General features: G+C 70.9%; 12 protein-coding genes. 2 read left to right on the forward strand and 10 right to left on the reverse strand.

Annotated elements, in window-relative coordinates; genetic code table 11:
- The coding region (locus ASD90_RS14155; RefSeq protein ID WP_157623185.1) for a PKD domain-containing protein at positions 1–828 on the forward strand (828 nt) is incomplete at its 5' end.
- 518 nt (positions 829–1,346) lie between these two features.
- Here the strand turns inward: ASD90_RS14155 and ASD90_RS14160 are convergent.
- The 10 genes from ASD90_RS14160 to ASD90_RS14205 all read right to left on the reverse strand — a co-directional run bounded on the left by ASD90_RS14160 (position 1,347) and on the right by ASD90_RS14205 (position 14,329).
- Entirely contained in the window at positions 1,347–2,999 is a 1,653-nt protein-coding gene (locus ASD90_RS14160; protein WP_056757773.1) for a CdaR family transcriptional regulator, read from the reverse strand.
- Between the two features lie 62 nt (positions 3,000–3,061).
- Positions 3,062–4,180, reverse strand: a complete 1,119-nt coding sequence (menC, locus tag ASD90_RS14165; RefSeq protein WP_056757779.1) for an o-succinylbenzoate synthase — start codon at positions 4,178–4,180, stop codon at positions 3,062–3,064.
- A 2-nt stretch (positions 4,181–4,182) separates the two neighbouring features.
- Positions 4,183–4,980 (reverse strand): hypothetical protein, encoded by a 798-nt coding sequence (locus ASD90_RS14170; protein ID WP_056757784.1) that lies wholly within the window; start codon positions 4,978–4,980, stop codon positions 4,183–4,185.
- Positions 4,970–6,136 (reverse strand): M20 family metallopeptidase, encoded by a 1,167-nt coding sequence (locus ASD90_RS14175; protein ID WP_056757787.1) that lies wholly within the window; start codon positions 6,134–6,136, stop codon positions 4,970–4,972. Before ASD90_RS14175 ends, ASD90_RS14170 begins: the two co-directional genes overlap by 11 nt.
- Positions 6,133–7,536 (reverse strand): serine hydrolase, encoded by a 1,404-nt coding sequence (locus ASD90_RS14180; protein ID WP_056757789.1) that lies wholly within the window; start codon positions 7,534–7,536, stop codon positions 6,133–6,135. The genes ASD90_RS14175 and ASD90_RS14180 overlap by 4 nt, the downstream gene beginning before the upstream one ends.
- Positions 7,533–8,300, reverse strand: a complete 768-nt coding sequence (locus ASD90_RS14185) for an ABC transporter ATP-binding protein (protein WP_056757793.1) — start codon at positions 8,298–8,300, stop codon at positions 7,533–7,535. The genes ASD90_RS14180 and ASD90_RS14185 overlap by 4 nt, the downstream gene beginning before the upstream one ends.
- Positions 8,297–10,207, reverse strand: coding sequence for a dipeptide/oligopeptide/nickel ABC transporter permease/ATP-binding protein (locus ASD90_RS14190; RefSeq protein WP_056757795.1), 1,911 nt, complete (start codon positions 10,205–10,207; stop codon positions 8,297–8,299). The genes ASD90_RS14185 and ASD90_RS14190 overlap by 4 nt, the downstream gene beginning before the upstream one ends.
- 2 nt (positions 10,208–10,209) lie before the next feature.
- The gene (locus tag ASD90_RS14195) at positions 10,210–11,220 is read right to left on the reverse strand and encodes an ABC transporter permease (RefSeq protein ID WP_082588742.1); all 1,011 of its coding nucleotides are present in this window, start codon (positions 11,218–11,220) and stop codon (positions 10,210–10,212) included.
- Positions 11,221–11,238: 18 nt separating this feature from the next.
- Positions 11,239–12,828 (reverse strand): ABC transporter substrate-binding protein, encoded by a 1,590-nt coding sequence (locus tag ASD90_RS14200; RefSeq protein WP_056757797.1) that lies wholly within the window; start codon positions 12,826–12,828, stop codon positions 11,239–11,241.
- Positions 12,829–12,907: 79 nt separating this feature from the next.
- Positions 12,908–14,329 (reverse strand): serine hydrolase, encoded by a 1,422-nt coding sequence (locus tag ASD90_RS14205; RefSeq protein WP_056757800.1) that lies wholly within the window; start codon positions 14,327–14,329, stop codon positions 12,908–12,910.
- Between the two features lie 117 nt (positions 14,330–14,446).
- Here ASD90_RS14205 and ASD90_RS14210 point away from each other — a divergent pair, with 117 nt between their 5' ends.
- Positions 14,447–15,916, forward strand: a complete 1,470-nt coding sequence (locus ASD90_RS14210; protein WP_056757803.1) for an amidohydrolase family protein — start codon at positions 14,447–14,449, stop codon at positions 15,914–15,916.
- Positions 15,917–16,351 lie beyond the last annotated feature (435 nt).

The following is a 16,351-nucleotide window of genomic DNA, read 5'->3' on the forward strand; positions in this document are numbered from 1 at the left end:
GTCACCGCGGACGCGTCCGCGTCCAGCGACCCACAAGGCCAGAGCCTGACCTACGCCTTCGACTTCGGCGACGGAACCACCGTGCCCGCCCAACCCAGCCCGACSGCCACCCACACCTACAGCACCACCGGSACCTTCACGGCCACCCTCACCGTGACCAACAGCTCAGGGCGAACCGCCACCGCCCAGCAAACCGTCACCACCAGCGCACAGCCCGCCTATGTCGCGACACTGGGGACCAGCTCAGCCACCACGACAAAGAGCTCGGGAACCGTCACCGTCAGCCCCATCGCAGGAGTGCGTCAAGGCGACCTGGTCGTGATCACGCTGCAGATCGCTGCCAAGTCGACCAGCGGAGCCGTTGCGGCCACCGACTCGGCGGGCAATGTCTACGCGGTCGCCCGTGACGTCCCAGTGAGCGGCGGTCGCCTCCTGGTCCTCACAGGGCTGGCTACCAAACCGCTCGCCTCCGGGGCGAAGATCACGGCAACCTTCCCCGGATCGAGCACCTATCAGATGGTGGCCGATGAACTCGGCGGCGTGACCCGCGTGGACCGTGCCGCGGCCGCCGTCGGCACGAGCACCAACTACTCCTCCGGCCTCACCGCCACGACCACCGCACCCCGCGAAGTCGTCTTCGGAGCCGTTGCTACGTTCACGACCACCAACCCCACATGGACCACCTCCTGGACCGCCCTCACCGCCCTGTCGGTCCCCAAGGCGAGCCTCGGAAGGGCCTATCAGCTCCCCACCTCATTGGGCACCTACAAAGCAGACGGCACTATTGCCGGCACCTGGGCTGCCCTCGTCATCACGTTCAAACCCTAGAGGCACCACTGGCGCGTCGGTCCGCTCGCGGGACGACAGCGGGAACGCTCAGGGCATCGACGGGATGTCCCTGCGTGGTCCACTCACGGCACGTGCCGAGGTGGCAGCCAAGCGGGAACGCATGGAGATGACCGAACAAGCGACACCCGCCTGCGCTGCGTTCGGTGGCCCAGCGGCACCGTCACCTCGGCGAGGAGATCGCCGTCTCCGAGCACCGGAGGCTCTGGCCGACGTGCGGATCTGCCGCAGGGCCAGATGTGGTCGGGGGCAAGCCGGATCGTGGTCTAGCCGGTGAGTCCGGCCCCGGACGCGCCGGCGAGGCAACGAACCGTGTCAGGACCGCGCCGAGCCAGCGGTCGAGTCCAGATGCGCGGGTCGGTGCCATGTTGCCCGGAGACCATCCTGATCGTAGGCGCGCAGCGCGCCTACTGCTAGCGCTGGCCAGCCGCCAGCCGGGGGCCAGCAGGTCCATGGTCATCCACCTGCCGATCTCGACCAGAGCACGCCAGTCCCTCGCCTCAGCGAGGCGCGAGGATCCGCAGCTGGACCATTGCCGCGAACCGCTGCTCCGGATCGGCGATGTCGAGTCCGCTGACCTCCTCGAGCCGGCGCAAGCGGTAGCGCAGCGTGTTGGGGTGGATGAACAGTGCGGCGGCGGCGGCGCGGACGTCGCCGAGCGCGTCCAGCCACGCCTCGAGGGTCTGGGTCAGGTCCGAGTCGTTGTGCTCGTCGTACGCCAAGAGGCGCGCGACGGGACCAACCGGCCGCTCACCGCGCGCGGCGGCGAGGTCACGCAGTTCGAGCAGCAAGGACTGGGCGTGGACGTCGGGAAGGCGAGCGACCCGCTGTCCTGCGTGCCCCTCGCGGAGGACCCGCAGCACCCGGGTCGCAGTCTCGCGCGACTCGGTCACCCCGCGGACGTCATCGCCGACACCGCCGATGCCGACCACGATGGGCAGGCGACTCCCGACCCGCTCGCAGAACTCTTCTGCCAGGCGGGCGGCGCGTTCCTCGGGCTCGCTGCCGGCCACGACGGCGAGCAGGCCGTACGCGATGCCGCCGACCACGGCGACGGCCGAGCTGGGCGCTGATGCCGACAGGTGCATGCTGAGCGCGTCGGCAACCCGCTCGAGGTCGCCGGAGCCGCCGCCGGTCCCAGCGGCGGGCTGGGCGGGGCTGTGCGTGAGGCCGTCCGGGTGCTCGGCACGCAGAGTCGCAGCGAGCACGACGACAGGCGTGCCTGCCAGGCCGAGCCGGCTCAGCGCGTCGCGCGCGCCGACACCACCCTCCAGAGCGGTGCTCACGAGGTCGGTGCGCAGCCGGCGTTGCACGTCGGCACCGGCGCGCACGCGCAGCATGTGCAGTGCCACCAGCTTGGCGGAGTCCTGCAGCACTGCGCTCCGCTCGGGCGTGACCTCGCCGTCCATCGCCGCCCAGATGGAGCCCAGCACCTCGTCGCCCGCACGGACCGCGATCGCGACCCGCTGCTTGTTGACCGCGTCGGCCCCGAGGTCGGCCGGGTTGACCACGACGGGGCGGTGCTCACGGTAGAGCTCCCTGAAGACGCCGAGCTCCGTGAGCGTCTTCGCGTACCTCTCCGGCACCTGGCGACCGATGATCGTCTCGACCCGGGACGAGTCGGCCTCGTCCTGCCGACCGGAGAAGGCGAGCACGCGCGAGCTGCGGTCCTCGATCGTGACCGGCGCGTCGAGGAGTGCACCCACGGCGTTGGCCACGGCGAACAGGTCGCCCGACGGCAGCCCGCCGATCGACTCTGCCTCGGCGGGCCCGATGTCGTCCTCCGCGAGGAGGGAGCGGAGCAGCGCGGTGAGCTGACTCCACGTCGCGCCACGACGCAGGCCGAGCAGGGCGAGCCCGGCTTCCCGCACCGCCGCGTCGAGCGTGGGGCTCATCGCGACCGGCGCACGGATGATCAGCCCCACGGCGCCCTGGCGTCCGGCGTCGCGGACCAGGTCCGGCAGCGCCGCGGACGGTACGCCGACACCGAGCACGAGCGCCGCCGGTGGCTGGACCGGCTCGTCGTCGGGGTCGTGGATGACGATGCCGCCGATCTCGCCCTCGTGCGCCGGGTCGCCCGCTACGAGCTCGAGCAAGGAGTCTCCGAGGTCGGCGAGCACCCGTCCGAGGTTCGCACGGGGGCGTTGGTTCACCGACCTAGGATAGGGCTCGTCGACCGGAGAGACGGCCCAGTCTGCCTCGTCTCTGGCTCTGGTCAGAGCGCGATCCACTCCGTGGAGGTGGTGACGGCGTCGAGGAACTCGGGGATCGGGGTCACGCCGAGACCGGGCCCGGCGGGAACGTCCATGTACCCGTCGGAAATGGTCAGTGGCGCGGTGATGTCGTTCTGGTAGAAGCGATCCGAGGCTGAGATGTCACCGGGGAGGGTGAAGCCGGGCAGTGCGGCGAGTGCCGCGTTGGCCGCCCGCCCGAGCCCGGTCTCGACCATGCCGCCGCACCACACGGCCAGCCCGTGGGCGGCCGCCACGTCGTGGATGCGCACGGCCTCGAGGTATCCCCCGACGCGACCCGGCTTGATGTTGATGATCGAGCACGCACCGAGCGCGATGGCGGCCGCCGCGGACTGCGCGGAGACGATCGACTCGTCGAGGCAGACCGGCGTCTTGATGAGCCGGGCCAGCTCCGCGTGGCCGAGCATGTCCTCCTCCTCGAGCGGCTGCTCGATGAGAAGCAGGTCGAAGTCGTCGAGCTTGCCCAGATGACGGGCGTCGCGCAGGGTGTATGCCGTGTTGGCGTCGACCTGCAGGGGCACGTCGTCCCCGAAGCGCTCCCGTACGGCGCGTACCGGCTCGACGTCCCAGCCCGGCTCGATCTTGAGCTTGATCCGGACGTAGCCGGCGTCGAGGTAGCTGCCGACCACGTCGAGCAGCTGCGGGATGCTGTCGAAGATGCCGACCGAGACGCCTGACGGCACGCGTTCGTGGACCGCCCCGAGCTCGCGCGCCCAGGATCGTCCGTCGGCCCGCAGCTCGGCGTCGAGCACGGCCATCTCCAGTGCCGCCTTTGCCATCCGGTGGCCCTTGTACTTGTGGAGCACCGCGTTGACCGCGGTCGCGCCGTGGCGCAGCAGCTCCTCGGACGAGGCCGCCAGCGTCGGTAGGAAGAAGCGACTCAGCACGTCGGCCGTCGCGTCGACGTACTCCGATGAGTAGAGGGGGTCCGACATCGCGACGCACTCGCCCCAGCCCTCGCCGTCGGAGGTGACGGCGCGAAGCAGCAGGATGTCGCGCGCGGTCTGGGTGCCGAACGACGTCCGGAACGGCGACACCAGCGGCATCGCGATACGGCGTAGCTCGACGCCTTCGAGCTTCACGCTCACGGCAGATCTCCTTCGTGCGGCAGGACGAGATAGCCCTGCTCCTTGTCGAAGCCGGCGACGTGCCCGCCGACGTCCAGGGCGGTCGTCAGCTGGTCGCGCACCTTGGCGCGCCATCCCCTCGCCTGCTCGGGGTCGGTGAGCCGAAGGGCTCCAATGTCGCGCGGGACCTGCACCCACGAGGCGGCGGCGCCGGAGGGCACGGTCGCCCGGACCGGTGACCCGGCGCACGCCTCCGCCACCTCGGCCGAGGCGAGCGACCAGTGCACGAGGATCCGGTCGCTGTCGTTCCCACGGTTGATCGCATCGGCCATGGAGCCGTAGAAGTCGGGGAGGTACTCCGCGACGCGGGCCGCGAGCTTCGCGAGGTTGAAGTAGGCGTTGCGGGAGACCAGCGGGTCGAAGGTCCACTCGACGACGTCGATGCCGCGGTCCAGGCACCACGCCCGCTGGTGCAGCTTGAGCGCAAACCCGGCGTGGCGGCCGGCGACAGCACCCGTCACACCGGCGATGTGGCTGTGCAGCGCGCGGGCGGCGGGCGTCGAGTGGAAGCCCACGCAGACGCCGACGATGCCGGCCTCGGGGTGCTCGGCGTCGAACGCACCGGCGACGTAGCTCTCCGCCTTGCCCATGGCGCGCAGCAGCTCGGCGCTCATCGGCGGATTGTCGGGAGTACCCCAGATTCGGCCGAGGACGGCTGCAGCATCCTGCAGCTCCTCGAGAGTGAGGAGCTCGCGCACGACGACGCGGGACGCGGCGGCGGCGGCGTCGTAGGACGCCCACGGCTCAGTCGTCATGGTGTTGCTCCAGGGTCGGTGGCCAGGAGGCCAGTAGGTCCTCGATCAGCGCTCGGAGCAGCAGGGTCCGGTCGACCAGCCGATCGACGAGCACGTGCTCGTCCTCGGCGTGTGCCCCTCCCCCGACTGCTCCGAGGCCGTCGAGGGTCGGCACACCGACACCGGCCGTGAAGTTGCCGTCCGAGGCGCCGCCGACGGCCGCCCGGGTCAGCTCGGTCAACCCGAGCCGTGCGGCGACCGCCTGTGCCCGCTCGAAGAGCGGCAGCGACGCCTCCTCCTCGAGCGGAGGCCGGTTGATGCCTCCGTCGACATACACCTCGGCACCGGCGAGCACCGGCCCGAGCCCGTGCAAAGCGGCGTCGACGCGCTCCTGCTCCGACGCCGTCCACGCCCGGACGTCGACCGCGAGCCGGGCGAAGGCCGGCACCGTGTTGACGGTGGTGCCGGACGTCGCCACCGTGGGCGTCACCGTGGTGCCGGCACCGGGGTCGGCCAGCGCCGCGACCCCGTGCACCAGATGGGCCAGCTCGAGGGTCGCGTTGACCCCCTTGTGCGGCTCCAGCCCGGCGTGGGCGGCCCGGCCGGCGATGCAGATCTCGTAGAGCGACGTCCCCTTCCGGGCGGTCTTGAGCGCACCCCCGTCGGCCGAGGCCTCGAGCACGAGCACGGCTTCGGCACGGCGGGCCTCGTCCTCGATCAGCTCGCGTGAGCTCGCAGAGCCGAGCTCCTCGTCACCAGTCACCAGCAGGGTCACGCCGTCGCGCTCGCCCAGGTCCGCGATGGCGTGCAGAGCCATCACCAGACCCGCGATCATGTCGAAGCAGCCCGGCCCGCGCAGCACCCCGTCAGCGATCGTGAACGGTGACTGCGCGAGCGTGCCGAGCGGCCACACGGTGTCGTGGTGCGCCAGCACCAGGACACGTCCCGGTGCCGTCGGCGAACCGAACCGCCAGCGCAGGTGGTGTACGCCGTCGACCACGATGCGCTCCGGCGCGAGGCCGAGACGTTCCGTGGCGAGCCGTGCGACCAGGTCCGCCGAGCGTTCGACGGCGGCGAGGTCGTCGGACGGCGACTCGCACTCGACCAGCTCGCGCAGGTCCGCGAGCAGCTCGTCGAGCGCGGGCTCGGCCCGACGAGTGTCGCCGAGCGTCGTCATGCAGGCCTCTTCGGAGTGGCGCGGGCGCCGAAGTGGATGTACTCCTCGCCGGTGGGCAGAGAGTAGAACCGGACCGGGTAGTACGCCTCGCTCTTGTCTGGCTTGACCGCGAAGAGGGCGTCGCCGACCGGGACCAGCTCGTGCACCTCGGGCTCCGCGGCGCCGGACGCCTCGGCGATCGGCCCGGACACCGTGGTCCGCATCCAGGTCTTGCCGTCCTCGAGGTACACCTCCTCGACGACGGACTCGCGGGCATACGTGCCCAGGTACGGCGTCGGGTCGACCGCGACCGGCTCGGCGGGCAGCTCGAACGGCGCGGGCAGGTGCACGTCGGCCAGCGCCGAGAAGATCTCCTCGTAGAGCTCCTGGTAGAGCGTGATCGCACTTGCGAGGTTGGTGTTCAGCGAGACGGCGATGCCCGCCTCGGGCAGCAGCCTCAGGAACGCGGCTTGGCCGATCGTGTTGCCGTCGTGGCCGATCGCGCGGTGACCGTGCCAGTCGCAGCGGAACCAACCCAGGCCCCAGGAGTCGCCGAGCAGGAGCTTCTCGGGACAATCGGTCTGGTAGTCGGCCATGGCGGCGACGCTCTCCTCCGAGAGGACCCGGGTGCCGTCCGCAGCCAGGCCACCGGTCAGGTGCATCCGCGCGAAAGCGAGCACGTCGTCAGGACTCGACGTGATGAGGCCGGCCGGTCCGATCGAGCGGGGCAGGCCCCAGATCGGGGCGGTCTCCGGCTCGTCGCCGCCCTTGAGGTGGCCCATCGCATGGCCGAAGACCATCGCCTCCTCGGGCAGCGTCGTCGTGTGGGTCAGGCCGAGGGGGGCGAAGAGACGCTCCCTCATCGCCTCGTCCCAGGTCTTTCCGGTGACGACCTCGATGATCCGGCCGAGCACGGAGAAGCCGGAGTTGCAGTAGGACCAGGTGGCACCGATGGGATGGTTCTGCGCCGCGTCACCGAGCTGGGCGACGTACTTCTCGAGCGCGTCGTCACCGCGGCCGGTGTCGGTGAAGACGTCACCGTCGACACCGCTGGTGTGGGTCAGCAGGTGCCAGACCGTGACCTTCTTGGTGACCTCCGTGTCGCGGAGAGCGAGCTCCGGGATGATCTCGACCACCGGGGTGTCCAGCGCGAACCTGCCCTCGTCGACCAGCTGCATGACCACGGTCGCGGTCCACACCTTGGAGACCGAGCCGATCTGGAAGACCGAGTCGGACGCGGCGACCTGGCCGGTCCCGGCGTGCAGGACGCCGGTCGCGGTCGTGAAGACCTCGTCGTCGGCGCCGTCGGCACCGAGACGCAGGATGCCGAGCTGGGCCCCGGGAACCCCGTGCTTCTGAACGAGCTCGGCGAACCGGGCTTCCCAGTGGGCGGTGTCGAGGTCGGGTCGGTTCGTGGTCATGCGTTGGTCTCCTTCGTGAGGGTGTCGTGGCCACCGGGGATGGCAGCCAGGAGCTGGCGGGTGTAGTCGTGCTGGGGGCGTCCGAGCACCTCTGCCGTGGGGCCGTGCTCGACGATCCGGCCGCCCTCGAGGACGGCCACTTGGCTGGCGACGTAGCGGACGACCGCGAGGTTGTGGGAGATGAAGAGCATGGAGAGGCCCAGCTCACGCTGCATCTCCCGGACGAGGTTGAGCACCGCGCCCTGCACGGAGACGTCCAGCGCCGAGGTGATCTCGTCGGCGATGACGAGCCGGGGGCGGCCGGCGAGAGCCCTGGCGAGCGCGACGCGCTGCCGCTGGCCGCCGGAGAGCTCCCCGGGACGATGCCCGGCCCGGCCCGCGTCGAGGTGGACCAGCTCGAGGAGCCGGGCGATCTCGACACGACGGCCGGCGCGCGAGAGGCGTCCCGACTCGGGCCGGTAGAGCGCCTCGGCGATGCTCTCCCCGATGGTCATCCTCGGGTCGAGGGAGGAGAACGGGTCCTGGAAGACCATCTGGACCGGCCGGTGCCGGCCCCGGAGGCGGATCGGTTCACCGTCGAGCAGGATCTGCCCACCGTGCACGGGAGCCAGACCGACGGCCGCCTTCGCGAGCGTGGACTTGCCCGACCCCGACTCCCCGACCAGACCGACGATCTCACCGTCGGGAACGATCAGGCTCACCTCGTCGAGAACGGTGCTCGCACCGTAGCGGACGGTCACGTGGTCGAACTCGAGCGTGCTCATGCGATCGCCTCCTGCGCCGTCAGGACCTCGGCCGGCTCCGTCGCGTGCCAGCACGCCACGCGGCTCCCGCCCGGGCCCGCCGTCAGGGTCGGGTCCTGCTCGAGGCAGCGCTGGGTGGCGAGCGGGCAACGGGCGGCGTACGCGCAGCCGACGGGGACCTGTGCCGGCTCGACCGGGTGGCCGGGGATGGTGGCGAGCGGGGCGTCGACGTCGGTGGTCATGGCCGGCACGGCGGCGACGAGCGCGCGGGTGTACGGGTGTCGGGCCCTCGTGCGCAGGTCGGCCGTCGGCAGGTCCTCGACGATCCGGCCGGCATACATGACGAGCACCCGGTCGCAGACGTCGGCGACGACCGAGACGTCGTGGCTGATGAGGAGGAGAGCGGCGCCCTCCTCGCGGCGTACGTCCTGGAGCAGCGCCAGCACCTGGCTCTGCACCGTGACGTCGAGCGCGGTCGTCGGCTCGTCGGCGATGATGAGGCGGGGGCTGCCCATCAGTCCCATCCCGATCATGGCGCGCTGACGCATGCCGCCGGAGAACTCGAAGGGGTACTGGCGGGCGCGGCGCTCCGGGTCCCGGACGCGGACGGCCCGCAGACGGTCGACGGCGCGTTCCGACGCCTCCTTGCGATCGAGTCCCTGGTGGTGACGGCCGACCTCGGCCAGCTGCGCGCCGATACGCATCGTGGGGTTGAACGAGGTCATCGGGTCCTGGAACACGACGGCGAGCGAGGTGCCCAGCAGCTTGTCGTGGGTCTGACCGTTCGCCGGCTCCTCGAGCAGGTCGGTCCCGCAGAAGGTGAGGTGCCGGGCGTCGACGCTCGCCGGCTCCTCGACGAGGCCGGCGATCGCCAGCGCCGTCAGCGACTTGCCGGAGCCTGACTCGCCCACGACGCCCACGGCCTCGCCGACGGCGATGGCGAACGAGACGCCGCGGACCGGCCGGACCGGGCCGTTCACCCCGGGGAAGGTGACCGAGAGGTCGCGGACGTCGAGCACCAGGTCGCCGTCGGCCTCGTGGTCGTGGCGGAGCTCGGTCACGGGCGTCTCGCCGCTCGGCACCTGCATCGTGCCGGTGCCCGTCGTCGTGGAGATCCCGAACACCCCGGCGATCGCCTCACCGGTGAGGTTGAAGGCCAGACCGGCGAGGACCACCATGATGCCGGGCGCGAGCGCCGCGAGCGGGTGCACGAAGATGCCGCTCAGGCCGTCCTGCATCAGCCGGCCCCAGTCGTACTCCGGCGCCTGGACGCCGAGCCCGAGGAACGACAGCCCGGCGAAGCTCAGCAGGATGGCCCCGGCGGTGATGGTCACGTTGACGATGAGTGGCTCCGCCACGTTGGGCAGCACGTGCCGAGCCATGATCCGGAAGCGGTTGACGCCCGCGATCCGCGCCGCGGCGACGTACTCGAGCCCGGCAACTCCGGCGACGAGCGTCTGGCACAGGCGGGCGAGGCCCGGGGCGACCGCGAGTCCGATCGCGAGGACCGCGCCCCTCGCTCCGACGCCGAAGATGACCGCGAAGACGAGGACGAGGAGGAGCCCGGGGAACGCCACGAAGACGTTGACGAGCGCGGTGACGAGCCGTCCGAGCCGGCCGCCGAGCAGCTGCGGCGCGGTGCCGAGCACGAGCCCGATCACCGTTCCGAGCGCGGTCGCCACGAGCGTCAGCGTCAGGGAGAGCCGCGTGGCCACCAGGACCCGGAAGAAGAGGTCGCGGCCCAGGTTGTCGGTGCCGAACCAGTGCTGCGCCGACGGGCCGGCGAGGATGTTCTCGGTGTCGACCGTACTGGCCTTGTCGCCCCAGAGGATCGGGGCGAAGACCGCCAGCAGCACGATGAGCGCGAGCAGGCCCAGTCCGACGATGCCGACGGGCGTCTTGACGATGCGGAACCAACGCTGGGACATGACTAGAGCTCACCGATCGTGGAACGGGGGTCGAGCACGGCGAGCGCGACGTCGACCAGGGTGTTGATGACGAGCACACCGAGCCCGTACACGAGGACCGTGCCCTGCACGACCGGGTAGTCCTTGGTCACGATCGACTGGACGATCGTGCTGCCGAGGCCGGGCCACGCGAAGACGTTCTCGACGAGGACCGTGCCGGCGATCATCGAGGCCAACAGCATGCCGCCGAGGGTGAGCGTCGCCGTGACGGCATTGGGAAGCGCGTGCCTGAGGTGGATGCGTCGGGCGGGCAGCCTCTTCGCCCGAGCCGTGCGGACGTAGTCCGTCTCCAGCACCGAGAGCATCTCGACGCGGACGATGCGCGCCAGGACGGCTGCCGGACCGATGGCGAGGGCCAGCACGGGCAGGACGTACGACGAGGCGTCGGTCCGGCCCGCGACGGGGAACCACCCGAGGCCGACCGCGAACACGGCGACGAGTGCGACGCCCACCAGGAAGTCCGGGATCGCGCCGAGCACGACGCTGCTACCGGCGAATGCCAGCTCCGTGCGGCGGCGCCGGCCGCGCCTCGTTGCGACCGCGACGGCCACGCCGAGCGGGATGGCGACCGCGATGGCGACGAGGAACGCCAGGACCGCCAAGGAGGCCGTCGCAGGAAGGCGCTGGCTGATCGTCTCCGAGACGGGGAGCTGGGTGGTGATCGACTCGCCCAGGTCGCCGTGGAGCAGGTTGCCCAGGTAGTGCACGTACTGCGTGAGCAGCGGGTCGTCGAGGCCGAGCGCTTGCCGTTTGGCCTCGACCAGCTCGGTCGGGGCCGTCATCCCGAGGGCCGCCCGGACCGGGTCCCCCGGGACCAGGTGGATCATCAGGAACGACACGGTGACGAGCACCCACAGCGACACCAGCAGCCGCCCCGTACGACGCAGCGCGAAGCGTGTCCACCTCCCGCCCAGCCGGCCCTGAGGCTTCGGGACGGACCGGGGCGGGGCGGCTGCCGGTATCAGTGTTGCCATCTCGCGGTCACTCCCCGATCAGCCGAGCATCCGGATGCTGGTGGGCACGACGCTGCCGAGGACGTCCATCTCGGCGCCCTTGCTGAAGAACGGCAACAGGCTGTTGGCGAACAGGACGACGTCGTTGGTCTTGAACAACGCAGCCTCGGCGGCCAGCCAGTCGGGGCAGCTGTCGACGCCGACCTTGCCCATCGCCTTCTGCACGTCCGCGTCGTAGTCGGCGTTGGTGATGCCGGACATGTTGTTGCCGCCGTCCGTCACGCCGGGCCCCGAGAAGAAGGGGACACCCTGCTCGGGCGTGTTGATGTTCAGCGGCTCCCAGGAGATGTCCCAGTCGCCGGTGCCGAACATCGCGTTGACCATGCCGGTCTCGTCGAGCTGCTTGGCCTTGACGGCCACGCCGAGCTTCTTCCACGCGTCCACGGCGAGCTCGGACGCGGCGCTGCCGCCGGAGCCGAGCGAGGAGTCGTAGAGGAAGGACAGCGATAGCGGCTTCCCGGCCTTGGCGCGTATGCCGTCGGGGCCCTTGACCCAGCCGGCGGCGTCGAGCGCTGCCTCGGCGGCGGCCGCGTTCGACCCGATGACGTTGCCCTCGACCGACGAACCGGTGCAGGCGGCTGGCGCGACGACGGCGAGCTGGGTCGCCGGACCGCCACGGTCGGAGGTGATCACCTTCTGCAGCTGGGCCAGGTCCAGCGCCTGCGTCAGGGCCTGCCGGACCGCCGGGTCGGAGGTGGCGTGGGCCTTGTTGTGGTTGTACCACTGCTCGCCGACGATCGCCTGGGCGTCGTCGTGGTCGAGCTTGGCCGCCTCGAGACGGGCGGCGTCCGGCCCGTGGATCGCGGCCGCATTGAGCGCGCCGGAGAGGAGCTGGTTGGCGGCGGTCGTCTCGTTGGGCACGACCTTGACCTGGATGGTCGCAGGCATGCCCGTCGTGGCGGTCGTGGCGCCGGCCGGGCCCCAGGTGTAGCCGGTGCGGATCGCGTAGGTGTAGTGGTCCCCGGGCACGGCCTCCTTGAGGGTGTAGGGACCGGTGCCGGCCGTGCCGGCCTTGAGCGAGGCGCGGTCCTTCATGCCGGAGTCGCAGACCATCGGCAGGTTCGCGAACGAGTCCAGCACGAAGGGCGACGGGGAGGCGAGGGTGACCGTGAGGGTGCTGCCAGTGGCCTTGGCCGTCGCACCTGCCGGCACGAACACACCGAGGAACGGGCTCTTGTTCTTCGGGTCCTCGACGTAGCTGATGTTGTCGGCCGCGGTCTGCGCGGTGAACGCCGCACCGTCCGCGCACGTGACGCCGGATGCGATGTCGAACGTCACCGTCTTGCCGTTCACCGACCACTTCGACGCGAGGCCGGAGATGACCTGCCCCTTGGCGTTGACGGAGACCAGGCTGTCGTAGGCGAACTTGCTGACCTGGAAGAGCGGGCTCGACGCGCTGCCCTGGGGGTCGAGCGCCCCGGGGTCGGCGGAGAGCGCCAGCGTGAACGTCTTGCCGACGGCGTACGTGCTGCCGCTCGAGCCGCCGTCGGACCCACCGCACGCGGTGAGGCCGACAGTGGCCACAGAGAGGGAGAGCGCCAGGATGGCGCTCGAGCGGACCGGCCTCATGGGCGTTCCTCTTTCTTCGGGCTTGTTCGGGTTGGGCTGTGACGTGCGGATGGGTTGGGCTGGTTCGAACGGTGCGGCGTCACTCGACGCGTGCGACCACACGGCCGTAGTGGACGTACTTCGCCTGGTCGGCGCCCGAGGCGCTCGACACCGAGCCGATGAAGGCGAAGACGACGTGGATGCCGCGATAGTCCTCGACGGTGATGAGGCTGTCGTCGACGAGGTGCACGAGCTCGAAGCGGATCGGCTTCTCACCGATCTCGGCGTGGATGTCCTTGGGCTGGCGGTCGAGCCAGACCCGGCCGTCCGGGTCCTGGCTGACGGTGATGTCGTAGATGGTGTCGGCGTAGCGACCCAGGTAGCGGCTGACGTCCACCTGCCGCGGGTCCGCCGGGGGGGTCGGTCGGGCCGGCAGCTCGATGCCGGTGAGCCGGATGAGCAGCGTGGCGACCACGTCGTTGAAGAGACCGAAGACGTCGCCGCCGTTGGTGAGCATCGCGATGGCGACGCCCGCCTCGGGGACCACCCGCAGGAAGGCTGCCTGGCCGATGGTGCCGCCGTCGTGGGCGACAACGGTGCCCTGCGGTGCGTCGAACAGCTCCCAGCCGAGACCCCAGGCGTCGCCCATCCCCGCGAGGCGAGGCAGGTCGATCTCGCGGGTCTGCATCGCCTGCACCGACTCGGCACTGAGCACGCGGGTGCCGTCGGGCGCGACGCCGCGATCCAGGTGCATCCGCACGAAGCCAAGAAGGTCGGTGGGGGTCATCGCCAGCATCGACCCCGCGGGAGCGTTCGAGCGCGCCAGCGCCCAGGTGCTCGCCGGCTCCAGCTCCCCGTCCTCACCGGCGACGTGGCCGATGGCGGCGCGGTGCCGGATCGCCTCGTACGGGCTGGGGCTGACGCGCTGGAGACCGAGGGGCGCCGCGATCCGCTCGAGGAGCACGTCGTCGTACGACTTGCCCCGGAGGACCTCGATGAGGCGGCCGAGCACGACGAACCCGGTGTTGTTGTAAGAGAAGGTCTCTCCCGGCGCGAAGAGCTGGGGGAGGTCGGTGAGGGTGGCGACGTACTTCTCGATGGCATCCTCGCCGCGGCCGGTGTCGGTGAAGATGTCGCCCTCGAAGCCGGCGGTGTGCGTCAGCAGGTGGCGCGTGGTGAGTGCCTTGGCCGCCTCCACGTCGCCGATGACCAGCTCGGGCAGGTAGTCGAGCAGCGGCTGGTCGAGGTCGAGCAGCCCGTCGTCGACGAGCTGCAGGACGAGGGTGGCGGTCCAGATCTTCGTGATGGAGCCGATCTGGAAGACGGTCTCGGAGTCGACCGGCACCTGTGTGGCGAGGCTCGTGACGCCGCCGGCGGCGGTGGCGACCTCGCCCCCCGCCAGCACGGCGACCGTCGCTCCGGGTACCCCGTGCTCCTCGACGAGGCGCGCGAAGTTCTCCACGAGCCAGGTGGCGGCGGCCTGCGGTACGGCGTTGCCCAGCGGGCTGTCCAGTGTTGACATAGCGGCCACCGTAAGCGGTTCGCCAACGAGAGTGTTCAGCCAATCGGACAGCAGCGGCTAGGCGAGTTTGTGCGATTCGCCAATGATGGCGCGCCGACGTGGGTGTTTGCTGAAGGTGTGCTGATTCTCCGCGGCGGGCGCGTGATCGACCCGCGCTCCGGGACCGAACAAGTAGCCGACGTGGCGGTGGACGGCGGCTCGGTGGTTGCTGTCGCTCCGTCCCTCGCGACCGAGGGGGCAACCGTCGTCGACGTGACCGGCCTCGTGGTCGGACCAGGCTTCGTGGACCTGCACAGTCACGTCCACTCCATCGCGGGGCAGCGGCTGCAGGCGCTCGACGGCGTCACGGCGACGCTCGACCTCGAGGCGGGGCTGATGCCGGTCGAGAAGGCCTACGCACGTGCGGCCGCCGACGGACGGCTCCTGCACTACGGCTTCTCGGCCTCCTGGGGCGACGCACGCGCCGCGGTGCACCTGGGGGCGACGCCGGCGGCGGACCTCCACACGTCGCTCATGATGCTGGGCGACCCGGCGTGGCAGCGCTCGTCCTCGCCGTCCGAACGCGCCACCTGGCTGCGCCTGCTCGAGTCCGAGCTCGAGGCCGGAGCGCTCGGCATCGGGGTCCTGATGGGCTATGCCCCGCGGACCGACCCCGACGAGTTCCTGGACGTCGCCCGCCTCGCGGCGCGGACCGGCACCGCGACCTTCACCCACGTACGCGAGATCATCGAGGCTGACCCGACCACGCCGATCGACGGTTCGCACGAGATCGTCCGGGCTGCCGCGGAGACCGGTGCGTCGATGCATCACTGCCACGTCAACAGCACCTCCCGCCGTCACGTCGACCGGGTGCTGGACCTGCTCGGCTCTGCGCGGAGCAATGGATCTCAGGTGACCGTCGAGGCCTACCCGTACGGCGCCGGCAGCACCGCGATCGGCGCCTACTTCCTCGCCCCGGAACGTCTCGACGCGTGGGGTCTGCAGCCGTCGTCGCTCAGGCTCGTCGCGACCGGCGAGCGGATCGCCTCGGTCGCCCGGCTGGCCGAGGTGCGCGCGACCGATCCCGGCGCCGTCTGCGTCGTCTCCTTCCTCGACGAGGAGCGGCCCGAGGACGCGGCGCTCCTCCAGCGGGCGCTCGCTTTCCCGGACTCGATCGTCGCCAGCGATGCCATGCACGTGGAGTGGCCGGACGGTTCGACCGACAGCCGCGAGTGGCCGCTCCCCGAGGGAGGGCAGACGCACCCGCGTACCGCCGGGACGTTCTCCCGCTCGCTTCGGCGGATGGTCGTCGAGACCGGCGCATGGTCGTGGGCGGAGGCCTTCCGGCGCTGCTCCTACCTGCCCGCGCAGGTGGTCGCCGGCTTCGCTCCCGCCGCACGGACCAAGGGCTGGCTCGGTGTCGGCGCGGATGCCGACCTGGTGGTCATCGATCCTGCCACCATCAGCGACAGCGCGACCTACGTCGACCCGACGCGGCCTTCCGTGGGCGTGCGCCACCTGCTGGTCGACGGGACCTTCGTGGTTCGCGACGGCACCTTGGACGTCGACGCCTTTCCCGGTCGTCCGATCCGCGCCACTCTCGGTTGAACGCGATCGACTGGAGTGGAGCGTCCGGCTCGCGGACCTCGCCGCACGGTGGTGGTCACGAAGGGGTCTATCGCAAGCAGCTCCGGCCGGTCATCACGGAAGGCGCCGAAGCGATGGGCCGCATCTTCGGCCAGAAGCCGTTACCGACCACCTGGGAGCGCCACGTCTGCGGTTTGGAGCGACAGTCACTCACGCAGTCACCGCGCCCGAGACCTGCGCGACCGGACCCGCACGACACAACAGCCCCTGACCGGCGTCTCCGCTGGTCAGGGGCTGTCTCGTCCTGGTGGGCGATACTGGGTTTGAACCTCGGGTGTCAGGTGTGTCCTCGACGTCGCACCCCTCCCCCAGGTTATTGACCTTCCTGATCTGGATCGTTGAGGACGGGCGTCAGACCATGCCGCCGGGCGGTCGTGCCGATGAGCGCTTTGTCAA

The organism is Terrabacter sp. Root181 (assembly GCF_001428505.1).
In the GTDB taxonomy this organism is placed as follows: domain Bacteria; phylum Actinomycetota; class Actinomycetes; order Actinomycetales; family Dermatophilaceae; genus Terrabacter.